Below are 24,379 nucleotides of genomic sequence, written 5' to 3' on the forward strand. Positions count from 1 at the left end.
CGCAATCCTGGAATCAGCAATGCCTCTTCAGGGCAAGCTACTTTTTCCGCAGCCTGTTAAGGCCCAGGTTGCGCGCGAAGAGGCTGCGCTGAAGGCGGCTGTTAAGAGTTCTGATGGTGGAGGTGTGGAGGAAGTGGCATCTAGTGCAGGAGTGAGTGCAGCAAAGCCGACGATAGTTCCTGTGCCAAACCAAATCACTTCGTCTTCAGATTTGAGTGCTCTTACCAACGCTGTTGCATCCAATAACTCTCAGGTTAAAGTCACAGAGACTAAGGATGAAGCGGGGAAGCCGATGAAAATAACGGAGATTACTCCGGTATCGTTGGCTGAAAATAATTCAGGAAGGCAGAAATTCGGCGGGATAGATTTTGGTGTTGGAATGGCTTTCACTTATAATTTTGGTTACGATCGCCTAGAAGATGCATCGCTCGATGAAAATGGTGTCGTGAGGGTCAATAAGGAGTCGAACGCATCGGCTCGAATTTTCCTCGAGACACATTATCTCTTTACGCCTGATGGCGTTCCGTTAGGCGGGCTGCTTGGGGGTAACATCGAGAATATCCCAGATAAAAAGGATTTTTCAGGTCAAATATTGAGCGAGGGGCCAAAGCGATGGGGCTTCGGTCCATTCATAGCGGTGCAGCCAAGTTCTAATAACATAATTGATGCTATTGGAGCCGGTATTATGCTTGGACTACGTCGCCCAGTTAAAAGTAATCCAAGTAACGACAGTTTTAATATAGGTATTGGTGGATTGGTTGACATAAGTGCGAAAACGCTTGGAAATGGAATCAAAGAAGATCAGCTTCTCCCTGCTGGTGAAACGGCAATTAGGTATAAAACTCGTCCTATATTTAGTTTAATGTTACTTTCGTCTTATTCATTTTAAAATGAAGATAAATTTGCGTCGTGCCAGTCATTTGTAGCGGCGGGTGGCTCGATTGATCTTGATTTGGTTGAGCATGTGCTTGATGCGGTCTCTCGATAAACCCTGTTGGACTGATAGGGGTGAGGGACTTGTTGTCGACGTTCTCCGGCATTGTCTTGCGGCAGCGAGTTTGCGCAGCAATTCGGAAGCCGCATTTCTGCAGCCGACCGATGCCTCTCATTGCCGATTTCCTTGACCCCAACCCCCAAATCTCCTAAGAGCGCGCATCTCCTGCGGGTATTCCCGAAGGAAACGACATAGAGCTGAACATTGCCATGTCAGCATTTCCGGGCCTTTCGGAGCAGTCCTGCGGCGAAAGGCGGTGCCCCTTGCGAGTCGCATGAGGGTCCGTGACGGAAAGGGCGCATGGCAAAGTAATCCGGCATTTCGGCCGGGTGGAGTGTTTTTCGGCTCATGTGTGCGGCGGGCGTTGTGCTTCGCGGCCAGTGGTTCCGGTTTCGGCCGGGGTAACGGGCGCAGGCGGGCAGGCTCGGCGGCATGCATGACCTCTCACTCTCCCTTTCGAATGTGCCGGCCCGGAGGCCTCCGGGGTGCGACGGGTCGCTGCCGATCGTTTCGGCGCCGATCCATCGCACTCCCATTTGAAAGAAGAGTATAGATGCCCACTATCAACCAGCTGGTCCGCAAGGGCCGCGAGCCGCAGAAGGCCAAGTCGAAGGTTCCTGCCATGGAGCAGAACCCGCAGAAGCGCGGCGTCTGCACCCGCGTGTACACCACGACCCCGAAGAAGCCGAACTCGGCTCTCCGCAAGGTCGCCAAGGTGCGCCTGACCAACAGCCGCGAAGTCATTTCGTACATCCCGGGTGAAGGCCACAACCTGCAGGAGCACTCGGTCGTGCTCATCCGCGGCGGCCGCGTCCGCGACCTTCCCGGCGTGCGCTACCACATCCTGCGCGGCGTGCTCGACACGCAGGGCGTCAAGGACCGCAAGCAGTCGCGCTCGAAGTACGGCGCCAAGCGTCCGAAGTAAGCCGGCCCGCGGGGCCTCGCGCCTCGCACGGTACATGATTTACCGGCCGGTGATGCTCACGCTCCCGCCCGAAAGAACAAGGAATACCAACGATGTCACGTCGTCGTCGTCCCGAGAAGCGGGAAATCCTGCCTGATCCGAAGTTCGGTGATCAGGTCCTGTCGAAGTTCATGAACAACCTCATGCTCGACGGCAAGAAGTCGGTCGCCGAATCGATCGTCTACGGTGCCATGGAAACCATGGAAACCCGCGCCAAGTCGGACCCGGTCCAGCTGTTCCACGATGCCCTGAACAACGTGAAGCCGCAGATCGAAGTCCGCAGCCGCCGCGTCGGTGGTGCGACCTACCAGGTTCCGGTCGAAGTGCGCCCCGAGCGCGCCCAGGCCCTGGCCATCCGCTGGCTGATCGCCGCGGCCCGCAACCGTCCCGAGACCACCATGTCGGCGCGTCTCTCGGGCGAGTTGCTCGACGCTGCCAACAACCGCGGCAATGCCGTGAAGAAGCGCGAAGACACGCACCGCATGGCGGACGCGAACCGCGCCTTCTCGCACTACCGCTGGTAATGTGAGTGTGTGGGCCCGGAAGCCCGCTCACCCTGAGCTTGTCGAAGGGCCGGGCGGTCATCCGGGCGTCACACTTTTATTTCAGGGGGCGAGGTCTTATCTGAAGGCCGCCTCGCTCCCGAAACACTCCTGGTAAGGAAATCACCATGGCACGCAGCCATCCGCTCAATATGTACCGTAACATCGGTATCATGGCGCACATCGACGCCGGCAAGACCACCACGACCGAGCGTATCCTCTACTACACCGGCAAGTCCTACAAGATCGGCGAAGTCCACGACGGCGCTGCTACCATGGACTGGATGGAGCAGGAGCAGGAACGCGGCATCACCATCACCTCGGCTGCGACCACCTGCTTCTGGACGTCCGAGGGCCAGGAATACCGCATCAACATCATCGACACCCCCGGGCACGTCGACTTCACCATCGAAGTCGAACGCTCGCTGCGCGTGCTCGACGGTGCGGTCGCCTGCTTCGACGGCGTTGCCGGCGTTGAACCGCAGTCGGAAACCGTGTGGCGCCAGGCCGACAAGTACGGCGTTCCGCGCATGTGCTTCATCAACAAGCTCGACCGCACCGGCGCGAACTTCAAGTACTGCGTGCAGTCGATCATCGACCGCCTCGGTGCGACCCCTGCCGTGCTCTACATTCCGATCGGTCTCGAATCGGATCTGAAGGGTCTGGTCGACCTGGTTCACAACCGCGCGATCGTCTGGAAGGACGAATCGCTCGGCGCCGAATTCTTCTATGAAGAAATCCCGGCTGACCTGGCTGACGAAGCTGCCGAGTATCGTACCAAGCTCATCGAACTCGCCGTCGAACAGGACGACGAGGCGATGGAAGCCTACCTCGAAGGCAACGAGCCCGACGTCGCCACGCTGAAGAAGCTGATCCGCAAGGGTACGCTGGCTCATGCGTTCGTGCCGGTCGTCTGCGGTTCGGCGTTCAAGAACAAGGGCGTTCAGCCCCTGCTCGACGCCGTTGTCGACTACCTGCCTTCGCCGCTCGACATCGAAGACGTCCAGGGCGTCAAGGTCGACAGCGACGAGGCCGACAGCCGTCCGCCGGAAGACAGCGCGCCGTTCTCGGCTCTCGCGTTCAAGGTCATGAACGACCCGTTCGTCGGTTCGCTCACCTTCTGCCGCATCTACTCGGGTACGCTCTCGAAGGGCTCGTACCTGAACTCGGTGAAGGGCAAGAAGGAAAAGGTTGGCCGCATTCTCGAAATGCACGCCAACGACCGTAAGGACATCGAAGAAGCCTTCGCGGGCGACATCGTTGCTCTTGCCGGCATGAAGGAAACCACCACGGGCGACACGCTCTGCTCCGAAAAGGCGCCGATCGTTCTCGAACGCATGGAATTCCCCGAGCCGGTCATCGAACTGTCGGTGGAACCGAAGACCAAGGCCGACCAGGAGAAGATGGGCGTCGCGCTCAACCGTCTCTCGGCCGAGGATCCCTCGTTCCGCGTCTCGACCGACCACGAGTCGGGCCAGACGATCATCAAGGGCATGGGCGAACTTCACCTGGACATCATCGTCGACCGCATGCGTCGCGAGTTCAAGGTCGAAGCCAACGTCGGTGCTCCGCAGGTCGCCTATCGCGAATACCTCGCCAAGCCTGTCGATGTGGACTACACCCACAAGAAGCAGTCGGGCGGTACCGGTCAGTTCGGTCGCGTGAAGATCAAGGTCACGCCGGGCGAGCGCGGTGCGGGCATCACCTTCAAGGACGAGATCAAGGGCGGTAACATTCCGAAGGAATATATCCCCGCGATCGAAAAGGGCATGCGCGAAACCGCTGCCTCGGGCTCGCTGGTCGGCTTCCCGATCATCGACTTCGACATCGTCCTCTACGACGGTGCCTACCACGACGTCGACTCGTCGGCCCTGGCCTTCGAAATCGCCGGTCGCGGTGCCATGCGTGAAGTCGCGCAGAAGTCCGGCATCAAGCTGCTCGAGCCGATCATGAAGGTCGAAGTCGTCACCCCCGAGGAATACCTCGGCGACGTCATCGGCGACATGAACAGCCGTCGTGGCCAGATCCAGGGCACCGACAGCCGCGGCAATGCCCAGGTCGTCGAAGCCATGGTCCCGCTGGCGAACATGTTCGGCTACGTGAACCAGCTCCGCTCGTTCACCCAGGGTCGTGCAAACTACTCGATGTTCTTCTCCCACTATGACGAAGTCCCGGCGAACGTCGCGGCCGAGGTCAAGGAGAAGCTTGCCTAAACGGCAAGATCATTCTAGTGGCGGCGCCTGTTTCGGCGGGCGCTGCCTCACATTCCCGCAGATTACAATTCAAGCAAAGAAGGTTTGAAAATGGCGAAGGCAAAATTCGAGCGGAACAAGCCGCACTGCAACATCGGCACCATCGGTCACGTTGACCATGGCAAGACCACCCTTACGGCTGCCATCACCAAGGTCATGGCCGAGGCATTCGGCGGCGAAGCCGTTGACTTCTCGAACATCGACAAGGCTCCGGAAGAGCGCGAGCGCGGCATCACCATCTCGACCGCACACGTCGAGTACGAAACCGATGCCCGTCACTACGCGCACGTCGACTGCCCGGGTCACGCTGACTACGTGAAGAACATGATCACCGGTGCTGCCCAGATGGACGGCGCTATCCTGGTCGTGAACGCTGCTGACGGCCCGATGCCGCAGACCCGCGAACACATCCTGCTCGCTCGCCAGGTCGGTGTGCCGCAGCTGGTCGTGTACATGAACAAGGTCGACCAGGTCGACGACGCCGAGCTCCTCGAGCTCGTCGAACTCGAAGTTCGCGAACTGCTCTCGTCGTACGACTTCGACGGCGACAACATCCCCGTCGTCAAGGGTTCGGCTCTGGCCGCTCTTGAAGGCCGTGACGACGAAATCGGCAAGAACTCGATCCTCGAGCTCATGAAGGCCGTCGACGACTTCATCCCGCAGCCGCCGCGCCCGACCGACAAGTCGTTCCTGATGCCCGTCGAAGACGTGTTCTCGATCTCGGGTCGTGGTACGGTTGTGACCGGCCGCGTCGAAACCGGCATCATCAAGGTCGGTGAAGAAGTCGAAGTCGTCGGTATCCGCGACACCCAGAAGACCACCGTCACCGGCGTCGAAATGTTCCGCAAGCTGCTCGACCAGGGTGAAGCCGGCGACAACATCGGCGCGCTGGTTCGTGGCCTGAAGCGTGAAGACGTTGAGCGCGGCCAGGTTCTCGCCAAGCCGGGCACCGTGACCCCGCACACCGAGTTCTCGGCTGAAGTCTACGTCCTGTCGAAGGACGAAGGCGGCCGTCACACGCCGTTCTTCGCGAACTACCGTCCGCAGTTCTACTTCCGCACCACCGACGTGACCGGCGAAGTGATCCTCCCCGAGGGCACCGAGATGGTCATGCCGGGCGACAACGTTGCCCTGTCGGTCAAGCTGATCGCTCCGATCGCCATGGACGAAGGTCTCCGCTTCGCAATCCGCGAAGGCGGCCGCACCGTCGGTTCGGGCGTCGTTGCCAAGATCACGAAGTAATTCGTCGATCTTCAGCTTCGGCTAAGTGATTGGCCCGGCGTCTCGAAAGAGGCGCCGGGCTTTTCGCGTTAAAGGGCTTGAAGTTCTGGCGGTCGCCCTCAGCGCGCTCGTAACTCGCCCTGGCCGATCTTCCATGCATCCGAGCCCTTGGGGGCCTCGGGAATCGACTTGAGGTCGATGTAGTAGACCGGTTCCGGCACGCGCCCGAACGGTATAGTGATGCAGGGACCGAGGCAGCCGGGCAAATGTCCGACGTCGGGCGGGTATGCCGCGCCCGTACGCGTGCTTTCGTCCAAGGACTTCGATGCCGGGACGCGCGGGTTGTTGCCGTCGCCGCCGTGGTCGCAGAAGACGATCGTGCCGTCATTGCCGCCGTTGCTGGCGCGGGCGGCTTCACGGCAGGCGTCGTCCACGGTGCCGCCGGTGGTATCGGGCATGGCAGCGCGGGCGGTGAGCATGTCGCTGTCTTCGAGGTCGGTTGGGGTGCCCGTTCCGCCGGAGCCTTGGGCTGCAACGGCGACCGGAGTCAGGGATGCAAGGGTCAGCGCGGCAAGTGCGCGGGAAATTGTCGTGGTGATGGAGGGCATTGGAGCGGCTTCTGTTAGGCGTCGCCCTGTCAGCCTAGGATGCAGGCAAAGGGTAGGGAAGGGCAGATGCGACGAACGGCGTCCAGAGCCCTCGCAAAACCTGCCGGGCGGCGTGAAATCAGGGCTTGCCCGACTCGCCTTCACCGTGTAGGGGCGCGGTTCGAATTTGACGGGACTTCTGGTCCTATGGCTCTTTCTCATCGGTAGTAGGTAATGGAAGCTCAGAACATCCGTATCCGCCTCAAGGCGTTTGACCATCGCGTGCTCGACCAGGCCACTGGCGAAATCGCTGACACGGCCCGCCGCACCGGCGCTCTGATTCGTGGGCCCATTCCCCTGCCGACGAAGATCGAGAAGTTCACGGTCAACCGTGGTCCGCACATCGACAAGAAGTCGCGTGAGCAGTTCGAAGTCCGCACCTACAAGCGCCTGCTTGACATCGTGCAGCCGAACGCAGCTACCGTCGACGCTCTGATGAAGCTCGACCTGGCTGCCGGCGTGAACGTCGAGATCAAGCTGGCCTGAGCCGGTTTTCGGGGCTGCCATCGGCGGCCCCGGCAGTCTTTTGATCGGACTTAAAACGATCGGTGAAATTCGGATCCTCGGGTCCAAATTACCTTGTCGGCCAAGATGCCGGCTTTGCGAACGGAAGTTCGCAGAGACAGCGCCCCAAGCGGAGGACCGCAAGGGGACACAAGGGATACCTCCGCCGTTTCCTTCGGGATCGTCGGGAATGCGTCCCCCGTCTCGTTTCCGCAGTCCGTGCCGGACTTGCAGGGAACACCTGACCCGGACGGGGTTCGTATCATAACAGGGTTGGACACGCGTACGAGGGATGGTCCTGCGTACGCCTCTGTAAGGAGAAAGGTCATGCGTACAGGCGTGATCGCCAAGAAAGTCGGGATGACCCGCCTGTTCCAGGAGGACGGTCGCCACGTGCCCGTCACTGTCCTGGCACTTGAAGACTGTCAGGTGGTTTCGGTTCGTACTGCTGATCGTGACGGCTACGTCGCGGTTCAGCTCGGTGCGGGCGAAGCAAAGCAGAAGAACGTTGCCAAGCCGCAGCGCGAGCACTTCGCAAAGGCTCAGGTTCCCCTCAAGATGCGCGTCGCGGAATTCCGCGTCGCCGACGACGCCCTCCTCGAAGTCGGCGCCACGATCGCTGCCTCGCACTTCGTGCCCGGCCAGCTGGTCGACGTAGGCGGCCACACCCAGGGCAAGGGCTTCCAGGGCGCCATGAAGCGCTGGGGCTTCGGCGGTATGCGCGCCACCCACGGTGTTTCGATCTCGCACCGTGCGCACGGTTCGACGGGTAACCGTCAGGATCCGGGCAAGGTGTTCAAGAACAAGAAGATGGCCGGCCACATGGGCGACCGTCAGCGCACCCAGCAGAACCTCGAAGTCGTCCGCGTGGACGACGAGCGTGGCCTGATCTTCGTCAAGGGCTCGGTCCCCGGTTCGAAGAACGCCTGGCTCACCGTTTCGGACGCCGTCAAGGTCGCCCGTCACGCCGAGGCTCCGTACCCCGCCGGCATCAAGTCGGCCAGCAACACCAATGATACGGCCGCTGCCGTGACCCCGGCCGAAGCCGCGGCTCCCGAAGCGACCGAAGGCCAGGAGGGCTAATCATGAAGGTTCAGGTCCTCAACCTCGACGGCACTGCCGGCAAGGGCGACATCGAACTGTCTGACGACGTGTTCGGTCTCGAGCCGCGCGCCGACATCCTGCACCGCGTCGTTACCTGGCAGCTCGAAAACCGTCGCGGCATCGCCCGCGCGACCCGCGAGCGTTCGGACGTTGCCCGCACGGGCAAGAAGTTCGGTCGCCAGAAGGGCGGCGGTACGGCTCGTCACGGCGACCGCGCTGCACCCGTCTTCATCGGCGGTGGTAAGGCTCACGGTGCTCGTCGCCGCGAGTTCAACATCTCGCTGAACAAGAAGATCCGTGCGCTCGGCCTCAAGATGGCCCTGTCGTCGAAGGCCCAGAACGGCCTCGTCGTCGTCGACACCCTCGACGTCGCCGACGCCAAGACCAAGGCGCTCGTCGGCCAGCTCGCAAAGGCTGGTTTCGGCAAGAAGGTGCTCGTGGTCGATGGTGAGCAGGTCAACGAGGGCTTCGCCCGCGCTGCCCGCAACATCGTCGGCATCAACGTGCTCCCCGCTGTCGGCGCCAACGTTTACGACATCCTGAAGCACGACACGCTGGTGCTCACCCGCGCCGCTGTCGAAAAGCTGGAGGCACGTTTCAATGGCTAAGAGCAACGTGGACATCCGTCACTACGACGTGATCCTCTCGCCGCACATCACCGAGAAGTCGACCCTGCTTTCCGAGCAGAACGCCGTCGTCTTCAAGGTTGCTGACAAGGCGACCAAGCCCGAGATCAAGGCCGCCGTCGAAGCTCTCTTCGACGTCAAGGTCACCGGCGTGAACACGCTGGTCGTCAAGGGCAAGACCAAGCGCTGGCGCGGTAAGGCTTACCGCCGCAGCGACGTGAAGAAGGCGATCGTCACGCTGGCCGAAGGCCAGTCGATTGACATCACCGAAGGCGTGCGGGGTTAATTCCGATGGCACTTAAGAGCTACAACCCGACCAGCCCCGCTCGCCGCGGCCTGGTCCTTGTCGACAAGTCGTCGCTGTGGAAGGGCAAGCCGGTCAAGGCGCTTACCGAAGGTAAGAACAAGACCGGTGGCCGCAACAACAAGGGTCATGTCACCTCGCGTGGCATCGCCGGTGGTCACAAGCAGAAGTACCGCTTCATCGACTTCAAGCGTCGTAAGTGGGACATGGAAGCGACCGTGGAGCGGATCGAATACGATCCCAACCGCACCGCCTTCATCGCGCTCGTGAAGTACACCGACGGTGAACTGACCTACATCATCGCGCCGCAGCGCCTCGCCGTCGGCGACGTCGTTGTCGCCGGCGAAAAGACCGACGTGAAGCCGGGCAACGCCATGCTTCTGTCGCAGATGCCGGTCGGCACGATCTGCCACAACGTCGAGATGAAGCCCGGCAAGGGCGGCCAGATCGCCCGTTCGGCAGGCACCTACGTGCAGGTCGTCGGTCGTGACCGCGGCATGGTCATCGTTCGCCTCAACTCGGGCGAGCAGCGTTACCTGCGTGGCGACTGCATGGGCACCGTTGGCGCCGTGTCGAACCCCGACAACGCCAACCAGACCCTCGCCAAGGCCGGTCGCGGCCGTTGGCTGGGCCGTCGCCCGCTGACCCGCGGTGTTGCCAAGAACCCGGTCGACCACCCGCACGGTGGTGGTGAAGGCCGTACCTCGGGCGGCCGTCACCCGGTTACCCCGTGGGGCAAGCCGACCAAGGGCGCTCGTACCCGCAACAACAAGCAGACGGACAAGATGATCATCCGTTCGCGCCACGCCAAGAAGAAGAGGTAAGACACGATGGCACGTTCCGTCTGGAAAGGCCCCTTCGTCGACCTGTACCTTCTCAAGAAGGCCGAGGTCGCGCAGGATGCCGGTGCAAAGGCTGCCCCGATCAAGACCTGGTCGCGTCGGTCCACCATCCTTCCGCAGTTCGTTGGCCTGACCTTCCAGGTCTACAACGGACACAAGTTCATCCCCGTCTCGGTCAACGAGGACATGGTCGGCCACAAGCTCGGTGAATTCGCGCCCACGCGCACCTTCCCGGGTCACGCTGCCGACAAGAAGGGCAAGCGCTAATGAGCAAGCAGGCAGCACCCCGCCGCGTTGGCGAGAAGGAAGCTCTTGCGGTCGGCACCACCATTCGTGGTTCCGCCCAGAAGCTCAACCTCGTCGCCGCCCTGATCCGTGGCCGCAAGGCCGAGGACGCGATGAACATCCTGGCCTTCTCCAAGAAGGCGATGGCTCAGGACGCTCGCAAGATCCTCGCTTCGGCGATCGCGAACGCGGAAAACAACCACAATCTCGACGTCGACGCTCTCGTCGTCGCCGAGGCGTCGGTTGGCAAGTCGATCACCATGAAGCGTTTCCACGCCCGTGGTCGCGGCAAGTCCACCCGTATCCTCAAGCCGTTTTCGCGCCTGCGGATCGTCGTTCGCGAAGTCGAGGAGGCCTGATCCATGGGTCATAAGAGCAATCCGATCGGTCTGCGTCTGCAGATCAACCGTACCTGGGACAGCCGCTGGTTCGCGGAAGGCCGGGACTACGGCAAGCTTCTTGAGGAAGACCTCAAGATCCGCAAGTTCATCATCGAGACCGTGCCCCAGGCTGCGATCTCGAAGGTGGTGATCGAGCGTCCGGCCAAGCTGTGCCGCATCTCGATCTACGCAGCCCGCCCCGGTGTGATCATCGGCAAGAAGGGCGCGGACATCGAGAAGCTGCGCAAGCAGCTTGCAGCGATGACCTCGAGCGAAGTGAAGCTGAACATCGTCGAAATCCGCAAGCCGGAAATCGACTCGAAGCTCGTCGCCCAGGGCATCGCCGACCAGCTCGTCCGCCGCGTTGCGTTCCGCCGTGCGATGAAGCGCGCCGTTCAGTCGGCCCTTCGTCTCGGCGCCGAAGGCATCAAGATCACTTGCGGTGGTCGCCTCGGCGGTGCGGAAATCGCGCGTACCGAATGGTACCGTGAAGGCCGCGTGCCGCTTCACACCCTGCGTGCCAACATCGACTATGCCGAAGCCGAGGCGCTGACCGCCTATGGCATCATCGGCATCAAGGTCTGGATCTTCAAGGGCGAAATCCTTGGCCACGACCCGATGGCGCAGGACCGCCTGATGATGGAGGCCCAGACCTCCGGCGTGCGTCCGGCACGCGATGACCGCAGGAACTAAGAGTCATGCTGCAACCGAAGAAGACCAAGTTCCGCAAGGCCTTCAAGGGCCGGATCAAGGGTGATGCCAAGGGCGGCACCGACCTGAACTTCGGCTCGTACGGCCTCAAGGCCCTCGAGCCTGAGCGGATCACCGCCCGCCAGATCGAAGCGGCTCGCCGCGCGATCACGCGTCACATCAAGCGCCAGGGCCGTCTCTGGATCCGCGTTTTCCCCGACGTGCCGGTTTCGAAGAAGCCTGCTGAAGTCCGTCAGGGTAAGGGCAAGGGTTCGGTCGAATACTGGGCAGCTCGCGTCAAGCCGGGCCGCATCCTGTTCGAGCTGGACGGCGTCGCTGGCCCCCTCGCAGCCGAGGCTTTCAGCCGCGCTGCGATGAAGCTGCCGATCAAGACCAAGGTCGTGGCTCGCCTCGGCGACACCTCGCACCTTGGCGGCGAGTAAGGAAGTCGAATCATGGCTAACAAGATCGAAGACCTTCGCGCCAAGACCGACGACCAGCTCACCGCTGATCTCGTCGAGCTGAAGCGCGAGCAGTTCAACCTGCGGTTCCAGGCCGCGACCAGCCAGCTTGAGGCGCCCGCGCGCATCAAGCAGGTGCGTCGTGACATCGCCCGCATCAAGACGCTCCAGGCCGAGCGTGCGGCGCAGGCCTAAGGAGGAAACACGATGCCCAAGCGTATTCTGATCGGGACCGTCGTTTCCGACAAGACCGACAAGACCGTGACCGTGCTGGTCGAGCGCAAGGTGAAGCACCCGCTTTACGGGAAGATCATCCGTCGCTCGAAGAAGTATCACGCTCACGACGAAGACAACGCCTTCAAGACCGGCGAACGCGTCCGGATCGAGGAGACGAAGCCCTACTCGAAGACCAAGACCTGGAAGGTTCTTGACCGTCTTCAGGCGAGCAAGGGTACGGCGCTCGAAGCCGAGGTATAAGAATCTCACCGGCCATGTCCTTGAGGATATGGCCGGTTTGATCTGCCTCGGCCTCAGGGCCGGACAAGAGTGTTGACCTGGACGGGTGAATGCGGCAAATGGCCGCACTTCGCCCGTCGGGGCGACTCGGGCCCCTCGTGGGCCTGTCTTTTTAGGAACTGCCGGACTTGTTCCGGCAAGCCAGTTGAGAAGGACTCGGATCGATGATCCAGATGCAATCCAATCTCGACGTCGCGGACAACAGCGGCGCAAAGCGCGTCCAGTGCATCAAGGTGCTGGGTGGCTCTAAGCGTCGTTTCGCCGGCGTCGGCGACATCATCGTGGTGTCGGTTAAGGAGGCGCAGCCCCGCGCTCGCGTCAAGAAGGGCGACGTTCACCGCGCGGTGATCGTGCGTACCCGCAAGGACGTCCGTCGTACCGACGGCAGCGTCATCCGCTTCGACAGCAATGCAGCGGTGCTCATCAACAAGAACGAGGAGCCGATCGGCACCCGTATCTTTGGCCCCGTCGTGCGCGAGCTTCGCGGCAAGGGCTTCATGAAGATCATCTCGCTTGCTCCGGAGGTGCTGTAATGGCTGCCGCGAAGATCAAGAAGGGTGACTCCGTCGTCGTCCTGTCCGGCAAGGACAAGGGCCGCACCGGCACCGTGCTTCAGGTTCTCCCGAAGGACGCCAAGGTCGTGGTCGAGGGCGTGAACGTCGCGACCAAGCACCGCAAGCCGACCCAGCAGAACCCGCAGGGCGGCATCGAGCGCACTCCGGCCCCGATGGCGATCAGCAAGGTTGCCGTGGCCGACAAGGACGGCAAGCCGACCCGCGTTCGCTTCGAAACCAAGGACGGCAAGAAGGTCCGCGTGGCCGTGAAGTCCGGGGAGACCATCGATGGCTGATCAGTACACTCCGCGTCTGCGCTCGAAGTACGACGCTGAAATCGCGAAGGCGATGACCGAGAAGTTCGGTTACAAGAACGTGATGGAAGTGCCGAAGATCGAGAAGATCACGCTCAACATGGGCGTCGGCGAGGCGAGCCAGGACAAGAAGAAGGTCCAGACCGCTGCTGCCGAGATGGAAGCCATCGCCGGTCAGAAGCCCGTCATCACCAAGGCCCGCAAGTCGATCGCGCAGTTCAAGCTGCGTGAAGGCATGCCGATCGGCTGCAAGGTGACGCTCCGCCGCGAGCGCATGTACGAGTTCCTCGATCGTCTCGTCACCATCGCGATGCCCCGCATCCGCGACTTCCGTGGCCTGAACCCCAAGTCGTTCGACGGTCGCGGCAACTACGCGATGGGTCTCAAGGAGCAGATCATCTTCCCGGAGATCAGCTACGACAAGATCGAGAAGGTGCGTGGCATGGACATCATCGTCACCACCACCGCGAAGACCGACGAGGAAGCGCGCGAGTTGCTCCGTCTGTTCGGTTTCCCGTTCCCGGCTGAAGAGTCGGAACAGAAGGAAGCGGCGTGAGCCGCTGATAGAGAGAGCTTAAGTCCATGGCGAAACTGAGTTCCGTGAACAAGAACGAGCGTCGCAAGAAGCTCGTCAAGAAGTATGCAGGCAAGTACGAGCGCCTCAAGGCGGTCGCTGCTGATGAATCGCTCGATGAAACCGAGCGTCTCATTGCTCGCCTGAAGCTGGCCGAGATCCCGCGCAACGGCAACCCGACCCGGGTTCGCAATCGTTGCGCCACGACCGGCCGTCCGCGCGGTTATTACCGCAAGTTCGGCCTGTGCCGCGTCGAGCTGCGTGATCTTGCCAACAAGGGCATGATCCCCGGCGTGACCAAGTCGAGCTGGTAAGGGTTAGAAGCAATGGCATTGACCGATCCCCTGGGTGATATGCTCACCCGCATCCGCAACGGCCAGCAGGCGAAGAAGGACACCGTCCTTTCTCCCGCCAGCAAGCTGCGTGCGCGCGTGCTCGAAGTTCTGCAGCGTGAAGGTTACATCCGTGGTTTCAGCGATGACGCCACCGGTGCCCACCCTCAGCTGCGCATCGAGCTGAAGTATTTCGAAGGCGAGCCTGCTATCAAGCACATCGCCCGCGTCTCCAAGCCTGGCCGCCGCGTCTACTCGGGTTCGAAGGAACTCCCGGTTGTGCGCAACGGTCTCGGCATCACCATCGTCTCGACGCCGCGCGGCGTGCTCTCGGATGCCGAAGCACGTTCGCAGAACGTCGGCGGCGAAGTGCTGGCGGAGGTGTTCTAATGAGCCGCATCGGCAAGAAGCCGGTTGTGATCCCTGGCGGGGTCACTGCCGCCATCGATAACGGCACCCTCTCGGTGAAGGGCCCCAAGGGCACCCTGACCATGGGTCTGTCGGACCTCGTGACTTACGAAGTCGAAGAAGGTGCGATCGCCGTTCAGCCTGCCAACCAGACCAAGGCTGCCCGCAGCCACTGGGGCATGCAGCGCACCCTCGTCTCGAACCTCGTTGAAGGCGTTACCAGCGGCTTCACCAAGGTCCTCGAGATCAAGGGCGTCGGCTACCGCGCCGCGGCTCAGGGCAAGAACCTGAAGCTGCAGCTCGGTTACTCGCACGACGTCGACATCGCCGTGCCGGAAGGCATCGAGGTCAAGACCCCGGATAACACCACGGTCGAGATCTCGGGTATCGACAAGCAGAAGGTCGGCCAGCTCGCGGCCGAGATCCGTCGCTGGCGCAAGCCCGAGCCTTACAAGGGCAAGGGCATCAAGTACCGCGGCGAATTCATCTTCCGCAAGGAAGGGAAGAAGAAGTAATGGCCAAGCTTTCCCTTTTCGAGCGCCGTCGCCGGCGCGTCCGCACCGCCCTCAAGGCCCGTGCGGGTGGTCGTCCCCGTCTGTCGGTACACCGTACCGGCCGTCACATCTATGCGCAGATCATCGACGATGCGCAGGGCCACACCGTAGCTGCCGCCAACACGCTTGGCGCCAAGGGCACCGACACCGATGCCGCAGTGCGCGTTGGCAAGGAACTCGCCGAGGCCGCCAAGAAGGCGGGCATCACCTCGGTCGTGTTCGACCGTGGCGGTTTCCTCTTCCATGGCCGCGTCAAGGCGCTGGCCGAAGCCGCCCGTGAAGGCGGGCTGGAGTTCTGATCATGGCTGACGAAAACACCGAAATCCAGACCGACGTCCCGGCTGCTGAAGGCCAGGAAGTCCGTGAAGGTCGCGGTCGCGGTCGCGGCCGTGGCGAACGCGGCGAGCGTGGCGGCCGTGGCCGTCGCGACGACCGCCGTGGCGGTCGTGGCAACAACGAGGAAGAACAGGGCGAGGAGCTCATCGAGAAGCTCGTCCACATCAACCGCGTTTCGAAGACCGTGAAGGGCGGCAAGCGCTTCGGTTTCGCAGCTCTCGTCGTCGTTGGCGACGGCAAGGGCCGCGTCGGCTTCGGCCACGCCAAGGCTCGCGAAGTTCCCGAGGCGATCACCAAGGCCACTGCTTCTGCAAAGAAGAAGATGGTCCGCGTGCCGCTCAAGGAAGGTCGCACCCTTCACCACGACGGCCGTGGCCACTTCGGCGCCGGCAAGGTGAACGTCCGCACGGCTCCGGCCGGTACGGGCATCATCGCCGGTGGTCCGATGCGTGCCGTGTTCGAAAGCCTCGGCGTCGCTGACGTCGTGACCAAGTCGGTCGGCACCTCGAACCCGTACAACATGATCCGCGCCACCTTCGATGCGCTGACCAACCAGACTTCGCCGAAGTCGGTTGCCCAGCGTCGTGGCAAGAAGGTCGCCGACCTTCTGGGTCGTGGCGGCGCCAGCGAGGCAGAGGCGGAAGCCGCTGCCGAAGCCATCGCGGAGTAATCAGTCATGGCGAAGATCAAGATCAAGCAGATCGGTTCGCCGATCCGTCGCCCCGAGAGCCAGAAGAAGATCCTCATCGGTCTTGGCCTCGGCAAGATGCACAAGGTCGTCGAGCGCGAAGACACCCCGGAAGTCCGCGGTGCGATCGCCAAGCTGCCGCACATGGTTGCGGTGATCGACTGATCGACCTGCTTCAGGCACGATAACAAGGAAGGCCCTGGCGGAAACGCCGGGGCCTTTCTGGTTTGGGCTCAAAATCTGTGCGTGGCTGCGCCTCCGACTTTCCATCTGCCCATGACTTGTGCCCATGACTTATGCTAGGTGCGGCCGGATCTGGATTTCCCTGGGGGATACATTGCTTCGCAGGACCATCGCGGCCTCTACCATGTGCCTGGCCGCCCTCGCTGTCTCCGGCTGTGACGGCAGCGAGCCAAGCGACAACGGCGAAACTTATGTGCAGGAGAGCCCGGCAGCCGAGCCGGCCTGCAACGATCCGCTGGCGGATCCCGCCACGCTCGAACGCGATCGTCTGGCGGACAAGGCGCTCAAGGCGCTGCTGGCGGCCGGTCAGGCCGATCCCGTCGCGGAGGCCCGCAAGGCCGCCGCTGCCGGTGATTTCCGCCTCGTGGCCGCCGTAACGCTGGATGGCATCGATACCAGCGAATTTGGCGCGCAATGTGTGCTGCGCGGTGGACTGTCGCCGCGCATGGCCCGCGTCGTCACCTATTTCGGCGAAGAACCGTCGCCCACGCCGACGCCCGAAGCAACCGGAACGGAAGCCGCCGGTGAGAGCGAAGACAAGCTCGGTGATTTCGCGCGGACCTTCAACGAGACACTGATTGCCGATCCGGCCTATCCCTATCGTGACGTCTGCCGTGCCGTCGCGGGTGAGAAGCTGGAGGACAAGGAAGGTGCGAAAGAGGGCAAGGCGGTCCTCACGCCTGCTCCGAAGGCTACCGGTCGCTCCTATGGCTACGCCGATCTCGGCCCCTTGCCGGAGAATGCGACGTTGGCCGATGCCGCGCGGCGGGGCAATGTCGCGGCGCTGCGGAGGCTCATCGAAGAGACACCGTCAGCGGACGCGACGGGAGACGCCCTCGATGCGCCCACCACCATCGATTCGCCCGACTTGTTCGGGATGACGCCGCTGGCCTGGGCCATCGCCTATCACCGGGACGCGGCGGCCAGGTACTTGCTGTCGCAGCATGCGAGCCCGTCCGGTGCGCAATGCCAGGCGCTGGTCGATCGCGATTCGCCGATGCAGATCGCCCGCGCGCGTTCCTGGATCGCCATGGTCCTGCGGATGAAGGCCTTGGTGCCGGAGCAGGACTACGCCGCCCTGGCCGAAGATCCTGCGCTTCCCGATGGCAACAAGGCCGCATTCAATGGCGAGCTGCGGAAGCTGGGCGAGCGCTATGGCGACATATTCAACAAGGATTCGATGACGCGGCACGAGTTGAAGTTCTCGCTGGATCCCAAAGGACAGATAAAGCACTGCGCGTTCGAGCCGAAAACCGTTTCCGCAGAGTTCGATAAGGACATCTGCAAGCTGGGGCAGGAGCAGCTCAAGTGGAATCCGGCGCGGGATCCCGAAGGGCGCACGGTTTCCGGCGAGGCGAAACTCGTCATCCGTCTCCGGGGAAGCTGAGGCTCCGGCGCGAAAACCGGGTGCGGATTCAGGGGTGACATCGCCCCGTCCTTCCCCTATGGGCGCCCATTCCTATTAGCGCGACTAAAAGCGAAAGCGAGTGCAGACTATGAAACTGAATGATATCCGCGACAACGCTGGCGCCCGTCACCGTCGTATCCGCGTCGGCCGTGGCATCGGCTCGGGCAAGGGCAAGACTGCCGGCCGCGGCCAGAAGGGTGCCAAGGCACGTTCGGGCGTTTCGATCAACGGCTTCGAAGGCGGCCAGATGCCGCTTCACATGCGTCTTCCGAAGCGCGGCTTCTCGAACAAGAAGTTCGCCAAGGACTACGCAGAAGTGAATCTGGGCATGATCCAGAAGGCGATCGAAACCGGCAAGCTCGACATCTCGGGCGTCGTCGATCACGCTGTTCTCCAGGCCGCCGGCCTGGCCCGTGGCGGCAAGGATGGCGTTCGCCTCCTCGCCAAGGGTGAACTGACCGAAAAGGTCGAGTTCAACGTCGCCGGTGCTTCGAAGAGCGCCGTTGCCGCGGTCGAAAAGGCCGGTGGTTCGGTGATTCTTCCCGCCAAGGAAGCAGCCGAGGCCTGAGGCATCGCAACCGCGATAAGCTCATAAGGAGAGGGCGGGCGCCATGCGCTTCGCCCTCTCTTCATTCGGACTGCATGCAGGCGGCAGGTCTTCCAGACGCGGCGTGAATGTCTATATGAGCGGACCGACCAGAACCGGGGTTCGACAAGCCTGAACGCAGTCGCTAAGGCTGGACCCGAACCGACTATCGAGGCTTTACAAATCGTCATGGCTTCACGCGCCGACAATATCGCCAGCACCCTGAGTCTGGCCAATTTCTCGAAGGCGACCGAGCTCAAGAACCGAATCTGGTTCACGATCGGCGCGCTGATCGTTTTCCGATTCCTGAGCTTCGTTCCGCTGCCCGGCGTCAATCCGCTGATTCTCTCGCAGCTTTACAGCAAGACCCAGGGCGGCATTCTCGACCTGTTCAACACCTTCTCCGGTGGATCGCTGTCGCGCATGAGCCTGATCGCGCTCGGCGTGATGCCTTACATCACCAGCTCGATCGTGGTGCAGCTGGCCGCTTCCCTTCACCCGGCGCTGGTGGCGCTTAAGAAGGAAGGCGAAGCCGGACGCAAGAAGCTGAACCAGTACACGCGCTACGGCGCCGTGCTGCTTTGCGCGATCCAGGGCTGGTTCCTGGCGGTAAGCCTCGAGGCTTACGGTGCGTCCAGCGGTCTTCAGGCCGTGGTCGATCCGGGCCTGGTGTTCCGCATCGGCGCCGTGATCTCGCTGGTGGGCGGCACGATGTTCCTGCTGTGGCTGGGTGAGCAGATCACCTCGCGCGGTATCGGCAACGGCGTATCGCTGATCATCATGGCGGGTATCGTCGCGCAGATGCCGACTTTCGCCAGCAACGTCGGCCAGGCCTATAGCGCCGGTGACACGGGATCGCTGCTGATCATCTTCCTGATCGTGCTGATCGTGGCGATGATCCTTATGATCTGCTTCGCCGAGCGTGCGCAGCGCCGCCTGCTGATCCAGTATCCCAAGCGCGCGACCCAGCGCGGCATGATGCAGGCCGATCGCAGCCACCTGCCGCTCAAGATCAACACGGCGGGCGTCATCCCGCCGATCTTCGCCAGCTCGCTGCTGCTGCTGCCGCTGACCATCACGCAGTTTGCCGGCAAGTCGCTGAACCCGGAAACCACCGGCGGCAAGATCGTGATCGCGCTCAACCAGTACCTTGGGCATGGCAAGCCGCTCTACATGCTGCTCTACGCAGCCGGCATCATCTTCTTCTCGTTCTTCTACACCGCTGTCGTCTTCAATCCCGAAGAGACCGCCGAGAACCTGAAGAAGAACGGCGGCTTCATTCCCGGTATCCGTCCGGGCAAGAACACCGCGAACTATCTCGATTACGTGTTGACCCGCGTGACCGTGATCGGCGCGATCTACCTGACCATCGTCTGCACCGTTCCCGAGTACTTCCTCTCGATGACCGGTCTGCCGCTGTTGTTCATGGGTGGGACCAGCCTGCTGATCGTCGTCAACGTCACCGTCGACACGATTACCCAGATCCAGTCGCACCTGCTGGCGCATCAGTATGGCGACCTGATCAAGAAGGCGAAGTTGAAGGGACGTATGCGCTGAGGGCGCATTCAGGGACAGATGAGGGGTAAGGCGTGAATATCATCCTGTTGGGCCCGCCGGGGGCGGGCAAGGGTACCCAGGCGCAGCGTCTGGTCGACAAGCACGGCATGCGCCAGCTTTCGACCGGCGACATGCTGCGCGCCGCCGTTAAGGCGGGAACCCCTACGGGGCTGGAAGCCAAAGCGGTGATGGAGCGTGGCGAGCTGGTGTCGGACGCCATCGTTTCCGCGCTTATCGGTGACGAACTCGATGCCATGGGCGCGGATGTCGGCGCGATCTTCGACGGCTATCCGCGCACGGCAGCGCAGGCGGAATCGCTGGACGGCATTCTGTCGGCTCGCGGTCGCAAGCTCGATCATGTGATCGAACTCGAAGTCGACGAAGAAGCGCTGGTGGAACGCATCACCGGTCGTTTCACTTGTGCGACTTGCGGCAAGGGCTACCACGACACGTTCGAAAAGCCCAAAGTGGCGGGCGTCTGCGACAAGTGCGGCGGGACGGAATTCAAGCGCCGTCCTGACGACAATGCGGAAACCGTCCGTACCCGCCTGGCAGAATATCGCGCCAAGACCGCGCCGATCCTGCCGATCTACGAGGCGCGGGGAATCGTCGCCAAAGTGGACGGCATGGCGGAGATGGACGAAGTCTCCACAGCGATTGAAGCCATTCTCAAGTCCTGACATACTCGGCCGTGACGCGGCCGGTATCAGGGGCTTGGGATGAGAGGGGATGCATCGTTTCGCCTGGCCGCTTTAACGGCGGCAGGCATCCTGGCATGGCTGACGTCATGTGGCTTCGCGCAGGCGCGTGTCGCCGAAGTTTCGGATCAGGGCGCCGTGCTGCGTTATGTCGCCGCGGTGCCCGGTCCTCCCGACAAGGCCTGGCAGGTTCTGATCGTCCCCGCATCCTGGTGGGAAGGTGCGCACAGCTATTCCGGCAGTGCCGCCAACCTGGCGCTCGATCCGCGCCCGGGCGGCTGCTTTTGCGAGGCGCTTCCCGGGAAGGGCGGCGTCGAGCACATGCGCGTGATCCATTCGGACAGAGGCAGGCTGCTTCGCATGAGCGGCGCCCTCGGGCCGCTTCAGGCCGAAGCGATCCAGGGTACGTTGACGTTCAGTTTGGAGGCGGAGCAGGGCGGCACCCGGATCGTCGCCGAATATGTCCTTGCCGGATACATGAGGGGCGGCGCAGGGGGCGGGCTGGGCCGAATCGCACCGGCCGTCGATGCCGTGCTGGAGTCCCAGGTCGAACGATTGGCCGCCAGGCTGGGTGGCAGGCTCGTGCAGGATGCGAACTAACGCTTTGGGCGCCTCGGTGCGCGCATGGTCTTGCAACAACAGTCGTTTCTTTGACTAAACTTTTCGGATGCGGTAAACGGTTCGCGTGCGACCGCTCTCCCAGGCTTGGACAGCAGGCCGGGATGGAGCGATACGAACTCGCAGGCGTTGACATGCCTTGCGAATCGTTTTATGCGCGCCCTTCACTCAAAAGGTTTCGGCTGTGACCGGAAGGCGTTGGCATCGTGTGTGCTGCCTGCCCGGTCTTTGTCATTTACGCCTGGCGGGTGAATAAGCGTTGAGATAGGGGTCGTCCCTAGGGCGCTCCCTGTGGAGCATGGAGAATTAAGTGGCTCGTATTGCCGGGGTAAACCTCCCCACCAACAAGCGCGTTATCATCGCGCTCACCTACATCCATGGTATCGGTCGTACCAAGGCTCTCGAAATCGCCGACAAGCTCGGCATCGATCACAGCCGTCGTATCCAGGACCTGTCGGACGCCGAAGTCCTGCAGATCCGCGAAACCATCGACGCCGATCACACGGTTGAAGGTGACCTCCGTCGCGAAACCGCGATGAACATCAAGCGTCTCATGGACCTCGCTTGCTACCGTGGCCTGCGTCACCGCAAGGGCCTGCCGGTTCGTGGCCAGCGCACGCATACCAATGCGCGCACCCGCAAGGGCAAGGCCAAGCCGATCGCCGGCAAGAAGAAGTAAGCCGTCTGGGCCGAGCAATCGGCCCAATCGGTTTCCCCCAGCGATTTTTCGACAGGATATACGGATATGGCACGCGAACCCCAGCGCATTAAGCGCCGCGAGCGCAAGAACATCACGAGCGGCATCGCGCACGTGAATGCAAGCTTCAACAACACCATGGTGACCATCACCGACGCCCAGGGCAACGCGATCTCGTGGTCCTCGGCCGGCATGATGGGCTTCAAGGGCAGCCGCAAGTCGACTCCCTACGCCGCGCAGGTCGCCGCTGACGACGCCGGCAAGAAGGCCGCCGAGCACGGCGTCCGCACCCTCGAAGTCGAAGTCAAGGGTCCGGGTTCGGGCCGTGAGAGCGCCCTGCGCGCCCTCCAGGCTGTCGGCTTCACCATTACCTCGATCCGCGATGTGACGCCGATCCCGCACAACGGCGTGCGTCCTTCCAAGCGTCGCCGCGTCTGATCGAGCTAATCCGGGCGGCGAACCGGTCGCTGTCCGGCTTCGGAACGTCCCAGGCCCCTCCACCGGGCCTCGGGGCGTAACCGCCATCACTCCCAGGGGAAGTCCATGACTGTCAACATCAAGAACTGGCAGGAACTCAAGAAGCCGAACAGCCTTGAGATCAAGCCGGGACCCGACCCCAAACTGAAGGCGACCTTCATCGCCGAACCGCTGGAGCGTGGCTTCGGTCTGACGCTCGGCAACGCGCTGCGCCGCGTGCTGCTCTCCTCGCTTCAGGGCGCCGCGATCACCTCGATCAAGATCGAGAACGTGCTGCACGAATTCTCGTCGCTTGCCGGTGTGCGCGAGGACGTCACGGACATCGTCCTGAACGTCAAGCAGATCGCTCTCAAGATGCAGGGCGAAGGCCCGAAGCGTCTCCAGCTCTCGGCCACGGGTCCGGCGGCTGTGAAGGCTGGCGACATCGCCGTCTCGGGTGACATCGAGGTCATGAACAAGGACCTCGTGATCTGCCACCTCGACGAAGGTGCGACGCTCAACATGGAACTGACCGCCGACACCGGCAAGGGCTACGTCCCGGCCGTGTCGAACCGTCCGGTCGACGCGCCGATCGGCTTGATCCCGGTCGACTCGCTCTACTCGCCGGTTCGCCAGGTCAGCTACAAGGTCGAGAACGCCCGTATCGGCCAGGAGCTCGACTACGACAAGCTGAGCCTCACCGTCGAGACCGACGGCACCGTTGCGCCTGAAGATGCCGTCGCCTATGCCGCGCGTATCCTCCAGGACCAGCTGGCGCTGTTCGTCCACTTCGAGGACATCGCTCCGGTCGGTCAGTCGCCGATGATCGGCATGGCTGCCGGCGGTGCTGCGGCTTCGGAAGAGAGCGACACCAACCAGCTCAACCGCTACCTTCTCAAGAAGGTGGACGAGCTGGAACTGTCGGTCCGTTCGGCCAACTGCCTCAAGAACGACAACATCATCTATATCGGCGACCTGGTCCAGAAGACCGAAGCCGAGATGCTGCGCACGCCGAACTTCGGCCGCAAGTCGCTCAACGAGATCAAGGAAGTCCTTTCGTCGATGGGCCTGCGCCTCGGCATGGACATCCCGGGCTGGCCGCCCGAGAACATCGAAGAGATGGCCAAGAAGCTCGAGCAGGAACTGCTCGGCTGATCGGCTCTCCCGATACCGAATTGAAGAGGGCTTCGCGGGAAACCGCGGGGCCTTTTTCTTTGTGCTGGCGGGAGTGGCGAGGGGCTTCGACAAGCTCAGCCCGAGCGGGAGGTGATGGACTTTTTTGGCCGAGCTGCACTTGCGCTGAACCCTTAGCGTATCCGCGTCGGTGTCAGATCTCTTGACTCTTTCGCCGTTTTCGGGTTGAGGGCGCGCTTCACACGCAAGTGAACCGGCTTTGGGCGGTGGCCGCACCACATCGCCCGGCAGGCAGTACCTTGAACGGCTGCCTGACGAACGGAGAAGAAGACATGCGTCACAAACATGGCCAGCGCAAGCTGCAGCGTACCTCGGGCCACCGCGCCGCCCTGCTGCGCAACATGGCTGCCGCGCTCATCAAGCACGAGCAGATCCAGACCACCACGCCCAAGGCGAAGGAACTGCGCCCCTACATCGAAAAGCTGATCACGCTCGCGAAGCATGGTGGCCTTTCGAACCGTCGTCTGGCGCACGCCCGCCTGATGGACGAGGCTCAGGAACAGAAGCTCTTCGAAGTGCTCGCCGAGCGCTATGCAGGCCGCAATGGCGGTTACACCCGCATCATCAAGGCCGGCATCCGCGCTTCGGACGCCGCTCCGATCGCGATCATCGAATTCGTTGATCGCGACGTTTCGGAAAAGGGCAAGGACTCGGGTCCGGTCCTGACCGAAGAAACCGAATACGCCGAAGCCTGATAGGCTGAGGTAGGCCGCTTTCCACAGGAGAGCGGACCGAAGATTGCAAGAGCGGTCGCGAGTGCTAGGCTCGCGGCCGCTTTTGTTTTTTGTTTCAGGGGAATGGAATGCCTCGGATGGGCAGGCTCGTTAGAG

General features: G+C 62.2%; 35 protein-coding genes. 34 read left to right on the plus strand and 1 reads right to left on the minus strand.

Annotation, left to right across the window (positions count from 1 at the left end):
- The 5 genes from NTCA1_RS20195 to tuf all read left to right on the plus strand — a co-directional run.
- Window positions 1-889 (plus strand): hypothetical protein (locus NTCA1_RS20195; RefSeq protein ID WP_236549485.1); only part of this gene is annotated, 889 nt, incomplete at its 5' end.
- Between the two features lie 658 nt (window positions 890-1,547).
- Window positions 1,548-1,919 (plus strand): 30S ribosomal protein S12, encoded by a 372-nt coding sequence (rpsL, locus tag NTCA1_RS20200; protein WP_007011879.1) that lies wholly within the window; start codon window positions 1,548-1,550, stop codon window positions 1,917-1,919.
- 92 nt (window positions 1,920-2,011) lie between these two features.
- On the plus strand, window positions 2,012-2,482 hold the full coding sequence (rpsG, locus tag NTCA1_RS20205) for a 30S ribosomal protein S7 (protein WP_159831637.1): 471 nt from the start codon (window positions 2,012-2,014) through the stop codon (window positions 2,480-2,482).
- 146 nt (window positions 2,483-2,628) lie between these two features.
- Window positions 2,629-4,713, plus strand: a complete 2,085-nt coding sequence (gene fusA, locus NTCA1_RS20210; protein WP_086490060.1) for an elongation factor G — start codon at window positions 2,629-2,631, stop codon at window positions 4,711-4,713.
- Window positions 4,714-4,803: 90 nt separating this feature from the next.
- Window positions 4,804-5,994 (plus strand): elongation factor Tu, encoded by a 1,191-nt coding sequence (gene tuf / locus NTCA1_RS20215; protein WP_159831638.1) that lies wholly within the window; start codon window positions 4,804-4,806, stop codon window positions 5,992-5,994.
- Between the two features lie 98 nt (window positions 5,995-6,092).
- On the opposite strand, the gene NTCA1_RS20220 is transcribed toward tuf, so the two are convergent.
- Window positions 6,093-6,581 carry a hypothetical protein gene (locus tag NTCA1_RS20220; RefSeq protein WP_159831639.1) on the minus strand — a complete coding sequence of 163 codons (489 nt, stop codon included), beginning with the start codon at window positions 6,579-6,581 and terminating at the stop codon, window positions 6,093-6,095.
- Window positions 6,582-6,794: 213 nt separating this feature from the next.
- Between NTCA1_RS20220 and rpsJ the strand changes: the two genes are divergently transcribed.
- The 29 genes from rpsJ to rplQ all read left to right on the plus strand — a co-directional run bounded on the left by rpsJ (window position 6,795) and on the right by rplQ (window position 24,244).
- On the plus strand, window positions 6,795-7,106 hold the full coding sequence (gene rpsJ, locus NTCA1_RS20225) for a 30S ribosomal protein S10 (RefSeq protein ID WP_007011873.1): 312 nt from the start codon (window positions 6,795-6,797) through the stop codon (window positions 7,104-7,106).
- A 345-nt stretch (window positions 7,107-7,451) separates the two neighbouring features.
- Complete coding sequence (gene rplC, locus NTCA1_RS20230) at window positions 7,452-8,207, plus strand: 50S ribosomal protein L3 (protein ID WP_086490057.1); 756 nt, start codon at window positions 7,452-7,454, stop codon at window positions 8,205-8,207.
- A 2-nt stretch (window positions 8,208-8,209) separates the two neighbouring features.
- Window positions 8,210-8,836, plus strand: coding sequence for a 50S ribosomal protein L4 (gene rplD / locus NTCA1_RS20235; protein ID WP_086490056.1), 627 nt, complete (start codon window positions 8,210-8,212; stop codon window positions 8,834-8,836).
- Window positions 8,829-9,140, plus strand: coding sequence for a 50S ribosomal protein L23 (locus tag NTCA1_RS20240; RefSeq protein ID WP_086490055.1), 312 nt, complete (start codon window positions 8,829-8,831; stop codon window positions 9,138-9,140). Before rplD ends, NTCA1_RS20240 begins: the two co-directional genes overlap by 8 nt.
- Before the next feature lie 5 nt (window positions 9,141-9,145).
- The gene (gene rplB / locus NTCA1_RS20245; protein WP_086490054.1) at window positions 9,146-9,982 is read left to right on the plus strand and encodes a 50S ribosomal protein L2; all 837 of its coding nucleotides are present in this window, start codon (window positions 9,146-9,148) and stop codon (window positions 9,980-9,982) included.
- Window positions 9,983-9,988: 6 nt separating this feature from the next.
- Window positions 9,989-10,267, plus strand: coding sequence for a 30S ribosomal protein S19 (rpsS, locus tag NTCA1_RS20250; protein WP_086490053.1), 279 nt, complete (start codon window positions 9,989-9,991; stop codon window positions 10,265-10,267).
- Window positions 10,267-10,644 carry a 50S ribosomal protein L22 gene (gene rplV / locus NTCA1_RS20255; protein ID WP_086490052.1) on the plus strand — a complete coding sequence of 126 codons (378 nt, stop codon included), beginning with the start codon at window positions 10,267-10,269 and terminating at the stop codon, window positions 10,642-10,644. The genes rpsS and rplV overlap by 1 nt, the downstream gene beginning before the upstream one ends.
- A 3-nt stretch (window positions 10,645-10,647) precedes the next feature.
- Window positions 10,648-11,358: a 30S ribosomal protein S3 gene (rpsC, locus tag NTCA1_RS20260; protein ID WP_086490051.1), complete on the plus strand. Its 711-nt coding sequence runs from the start codon at window positions 10,648-10,650 to the stop codon at window positions 11,356-11,358.
- Window positions 11,359-11,363: 5 nt separating this feature from the next.
- Complete coding sequence (gene rplP, locus NTCA1_RS20265; RefSeq protein ID WP_021233439.1) at window positions 11,364-11,798, plus strand: 50S ribosomal protein L16; 435 nt, start codon at window positions 11,364-11,366, stop codon at window positions 11,796-11,798.
- Between the two features lie 12 nt (window positions 11,799-11,810).
- Window positions 11,811-12,011 (plus strand): 50S ribosomal protein L29, encoded by a 201-nt coding sequence (gene rpmC / locus NTCA1_RS20270; protein ID WP_021233438.1) that lies wholly within the window; start codon window positions 11,811-11,813, stop codon window positions 12,009-12,011.
- A gap of 12 nt (window positions 12,012-12,023) precedes the next feature.
- Window positions 12,024-12,293, plus strand: coding sequence for a 30S ribosomal protein S17 (gene rpsQ / locus NTCA1_RS20275; RefSeq protein ID WP_054440320.1), 270 nt, complete (start codon window positions 12,024-12,026; stop codon window positions 12,291-12,293).
- A 203-nt stretch (window positions 12,294-12,496) separates the two neighbouring features.
- Entirely contained in the window at window positions 12,497-12,865 is a 369-nt protein-coding gene (gene rplN, locus NTCA1_RS20280; protein ID WP_086490050.1) for a 50S ribosomal protein L14, read from the plus strand.
- Entirely contained in the window at window positions 12,865-13,182 is a 318-nt protein-coding gene (gene rplX / locus NTCA1_RS20285) for a 50S ribosomal protein L24 (RefSeq protein WP_086490049.1), read from the plus strand. The genes rplN and rplX overlap by 1 nt, the downstream gene beginning before the upstream one ends.
- Window positions 13,175-13,756, plus strand: a complete 582-nt coding sequence (gene rplE / locus NTCA1_RS20290) for a 50S ribosomal protein L5 (RefSeq protein WP_086490048.1) — start codon at window positions 13,175-13,177, stop codon at window positions 13,754-13,756. Before rplX ends, rplE begins: the two co-directional genes overlap by 8 nt.
- Window positions 13,757-13,782: 26 nt before the next feature.
- Window positions 13,783-14,088, plus strand: coding sequence for a 30S ribosomal protein S14 (gene rpsN / locus NTCA1_RS20295; RefSeq protein ID WP_086490047.1), 306 nt, complete (start codon window positions 13,783-13,785; stop codon window positions 14,086-14,088).
- Window positions 14,089-14,100: 12 nt separating this feature from the next.
- A complete protein-coding gene (rpsH, locus tag NTCA1_RS20300; RefSeq protein WP_021233432.1) occupies window positions 14,101-14,496 on the plus strand; it encodes a 30S ribosomal protein S8 in 396 nt (131 codons plus the stop codon).
- A complete protein-coding gene (rplF, locus tag NTCA1_RS20305) occupies window positions 14,496-15,029 on the plus strand; it encodes a 50S ribosomal protein L6 (protein WP_086490046.1) in 534 nt (177 codons plus the stop codon). The genes rpsH and rplF overlap by 1 nt, the downstream gene beginning before the upstream one ends.
- A complete protein-coding gene (rplR, locus tag NTCA1_RS20310; RefSeq protein ID WP_086490045.1) occupies window positions 15,029-15,367 on the plus strand; it encodes a 50S ribosomal protein L18 in 339 nt (112 codons plus the stop codon). The genes rplF and rplR overlap by 1 nt, the downstream gene beginning before the upstream one ends.
- A 2-nt stretch (window positions 15,368-15,369) precedes the next feature.
- Window positions 15,370-16,074, plus strand: coding sequence for a 30S ribosomal protein S5 (gene rpsE, locus NTCA1_RS20315; RefSeq protein ID WP_086490044.1), 705 nt, complete (start codon window positions 15,370-15,372; stop codon window positions 16,072-16,074).
- A gap of 6 nt (window positions 16,075-16,080) precedes the next feature.
- A complete protein-coding gene (gene rpmD / locus NTCA1_RS20320; protein WP_021233428.1) occupies window positions 16,081-16,257 on the plus strand; it encodes a 50S ribosomal protein L30 in 177 nt (58 codons plus the stop codon).
- 172 nt (window positions 16,258-16,429) lie between these two features.
- A complete protein-coding gene (locus NTCA1_RS20325; RefSeq protein WP_159831640.1) occupies window positions 16,430-17,722 on the plus strand; it encodes a hypothetical protein in 1,293 nt (430 codons plus the stop codon).
- Between the two features lie 109 nt (window positions 17,723-17,831).
- Window positions 17,832-18,311, plus strand: a complete 480-nt coding sequence (rplO, locus tag NTCA1_RS20330; RefSeq protein WP_086490042.1) for a 50S ribosomal protein L15 — start codon at window positions 17,832-17,834, stop codon at window positions 18,309-18,311.
- A gap of 207 nt (window positions 18,312-18,518) precedes the next feature.
- Window positions 18,519-19,886: a preprotein translocase subunit SecY gene (gene secY, locus NTCA1_RS20335; RefSeq protein WP_159831641.1), complete on the plus strand. Its 1,368-nt coding sequence runs from the start codon at window positions 18,519-18,521 to the stop codon at window positions 19,884-19,886.
- Window positions 19,887-19,918: 32 nt separating this feature from the next.
- The gene (locus NTCA1_RS20340) at window positions 19,919-20,566 is read left to right on the plus strand and encodes an adenylate kinase (RefSeq protein ID WP_086490040.1); all 648 of its coding nucleotides are present in this window, start codon (window positions 19,919-19,921) and stop codon (window positions 20,564-20,566) included.
- Window positions 20,567-20,605: 39 nt separating this feature from the next.
- Window positions 20,606-21,184, plus strand: coding sequence for an SRPBCC domain-containing protein (locus NTCA1_RS20345; protein ID WP_159831642.1), 579 nt, complete (start codon window positions 20,606-20,608; stop codon window positions 21,182-21,184).
- A gap of 328 nt (window positions 21,185-21,512) precedes the next feature.
- Entirely contained in the window at window positions 21,513-21,881 is a 369-nt protein-coding gene (gene rpsM, locus NTCA1_RS20350) for a 30S ribosomal protein S13 (RefSeq protein ID WP_086490038.1), read from the plus strand.
- 66 nt (window positions 21,882-21,947) lie between these two features.
- On the plus strand, window positions 21,948-22,337 hold the full coding sequence (gene rpsK / locus NTCA1_RS20355) for a 30S ribosomal protein S11 (protein ID WP_007011846.1): 390 nt from the start codon (window positions 21,948-21,950) through the stop codon (window positions 22,335-22,337).
- Window positions 22,338-22,442: 105 nt separating this feature from the next.
- The gene (locus NTCA1_RS20360) at window positions 22,443-23,510 is read left to right on the plus strand and encodes a DNA-directed RNA polymerase subunit alpha (RefSeq protein WP_086490037.1); all 1,068 of its coding nucleotides are present in this window, start codon (window positions 22,443-22,445) and stop codon (window positions 23,508-23,510) included.
- A gap of 311 nt (window positions 23,511-23,821) precedes the next feature.
- Entirely contained in the window at window positions 23,822-24,244 is a 423-nt protein-coding gene (gene rplQ, locus NTCA1_RS20365; protein ID WP_086490253.1) for a 50S ribosomal protein L17, read from the plus strand.
- Window positions 24,245-24,379: the final 135 nt, after the last annotated feature.

This window comes from Novosphingobium sp. TCA1, from assembly GCF_009811895.1.
In the GTDB taxonomy this organism is placed as follows: domain Bacteria; phylum Pseudomonadota; class Alphaproteobacteria; order Sphingomonadales; family Sphingomonadaceae; genus Novosphingobium; species Novosphingobium panipatense_A.

Excerpts from the sequence above, each read along its gene's own strand:
- rpsJ (WP_007011873.1), top strand. The coding sequence starts at position 6,795 with ATGGAAGCTCAGAACATCCGTATCCGCCTCAAGGCGTTTGACCATCGC.
- rplX (WP_086490049.1), top strand. The coding sequence starts at position 12,865 with ATGGCTGCCGCGAAGATCAAGAAGGGTGACTCCGTCGTCGTCCTGTCC.
- rplO (WP_086490042.1), top strand. The coding sequence starts at position 17,832 with ATGAAACTGAATGATATCCGCGACAACGCTGGCGCCCGTCACCGTCGT.
- rplP (WP_021233439.1), top strand. The coding sequence starts at position 11,364 with ATGCTGCAACCGAAGAAGACCAAGTTCCGCAAGGCCTTCAAGGGCCGG.
- fusA (WP_086490060.1), top strand. The coding sequence starts at position 2,629 with ATGGCACGCAGCCATCCGCTCAATATGTACCGTAACATCGGTATCATG.
- NTCA1_RS20220 (WP_159831639.1), bottom strand. The coding sequence starts at position 6,581 with ATGCCCTCCATCACCACGACAATTTCCCGCGCACTTGCCGCGCTGACC.
- rplC (WP_086490057.1), top strand. The coding sequence starts at position 7,452 with ATGCGTACAGGCGTGATCGCCAAGAAAGTCGGGATGACCCGCCTGTTC.
- rplB (WP_086490054.1), top strand. The coding sequence starts at position 9,146 with ATGGCACTTAAGAGCTACAACCCGACCAGCCCCGCTCGCCGCGGCCTG.
- tuf (WP_159831638.1), top strand. The coding sequence starts at position 4,804 with ATGGCGAAGGCAAAATTCGAGCGGAACAAGCCGCACTGCAACATCGGC.
- rplV (WP_086490052.1), top strand. The coding sequence starts at position 10,267 with ATGAGCAAGCAGGCAGCACCCCGCCGCGTTGGCGAGAAGGAAGCTCTT.
- rpsN (WP_086490047.1), top strand. The coding sequence starts at position 13,783 with ATGGCGAAACTGAGTTCCGTGAACAAGAACGAGCGTCGCAAGAAGCTC.
- rplD (WP_086490056.1), top strand. The coding sequence starts at position 8,210 with ATGAAGGTTCAGGTCCTCAACCTCGACGGCACTGCCGGCAAGGGCGAC.
- rpsK (WP_007011846.1), top strand. The coding sequence starts at position 21,948 with ATGGCACGCGAACCCCAGCGCATTAAGCGCCGCGAGCGCAAGAACATC.
- rplN (WP_086490050.1), top strand. The coding sequence starts at position 12,497 with ATGATCCAGATGCAATCCAATCTCGACGTCGCGGACAACAGCGGCGCA.
- rplF (WP_086490046.1), top strand. The coding sequence starts at position 14,496 with ATGAGCCGCATCGGCAAGAAGCCGGTTGTGATCCCTGGCGGGGTCACT.
- rpsE (WP_086490044.1), top strand. The coding sequence starts at position 15,370 with ATGGCTGACGAAAACACCGAAATCCAGACCGACGTCCCGGCTGCTGAA.
- rpsS (WP_086490053.1), top strand. The coding sequence starts at position 9,989 with ATGGCACGTTCCGTCTGGAAAGGCCCCTTCGTCGACCTGTACCTTCTC.
- rplQ (WP_086490253.1), top strand. The coding sequence starts at position 23,822 with ATGCGTCACAAACATGGCCAGCGCAAGCTGCAGCGTACCTCGGGCCAC.
- rpsG (WP_159831637.1), top strand. The coding sequence starts at position 2,012 with ATGTCACGTCGTCGTCGTCCCGAGAAGCGGGAAATCCTGCCTGATCCG.
- NTCA1_RS20240 (WP_086490055.1), top strand. The coding sequence starts at position 8,829 with ATGGCTAAGAGCAACGTGGACATCCGTCACTACGACGTGATCCTCTCG.
- rpsL (WP_007011879.1), top strand. The coding sequence starts at position 1,548 with ATGCCCACTATCAACCAGCTGGTCCGCAAGGGCCGCGAGCCGCAGAAG.
- NTCA1_RS20345 (WP_159831642.1), top strand. The coding sequence starts at position 20,606 with ATGAGAGGGGATGCATCGTTTCGCCTGGCCGCTTTAACGGCGGCAGGC.
- rplE (WP_086490048.1), top strand. The coding sequence starts at position 13,175 with ATGGCTGATCAGTACACTCCGCGTCTGCGCTCGAAGTACGACGCTGAA.
- rpsC (WP_086490051.1), top strand. The coding sequence starts at position 10,648 with ATGGGTCATAAGAGCAATCCGATCGGTCTGCGTCTGCAGATCAACCGT.
- rpsH (WP_021233432.1), top strand. The coding sequence starts at position 14,101 with ATGGCATTGACCGATCCCCTGGGTGATATGCTCACCCGCATCCGCAAC.
- NTCA1_RS20360 (WP_086490037.1), top strand. The coding sequence starts at position 22,443 with ATGACTGTCAACATCAAGAACTGGCAGGAACTCAAGAAGCCGAACAGC.
- rpsQ (WP_054440320.1), top strand. The coding sequence starts at position 12,024 with ATGCCCAAGCGTATTCTGATCGGGACCGTCGTTTCCGACAAGACCGAC.
- rplR (WP_086490045.1), top strand. The coding sequence starts at position 15,029 with ATGGCCAAGCTTTCCCTTTTCGAGCGCCGTCGCCGGCGCGTCCGCACC.
- secY (WP_159831641.1), top strand. The coding sequence starts at position 18,519 with ATGGCTTCACGCGCCGACAATATCGCCAGCACCCTGAGTCTGGCCAAT.
- rpmC (WP_021233438.1), top strand. The coding sequence starts at position 11,811 with ATGGCTAACAAGATCGAAGACCTTCGCGCCAAGACCGACGACCAGCTC.
- rpmD (WP_021233428.1), top strand. The coding sequence starts at position 16,081 with ATGGCGAAGATCAAGATCAAGCAGATCGGTTCGCCGATCCGTCGCCCC.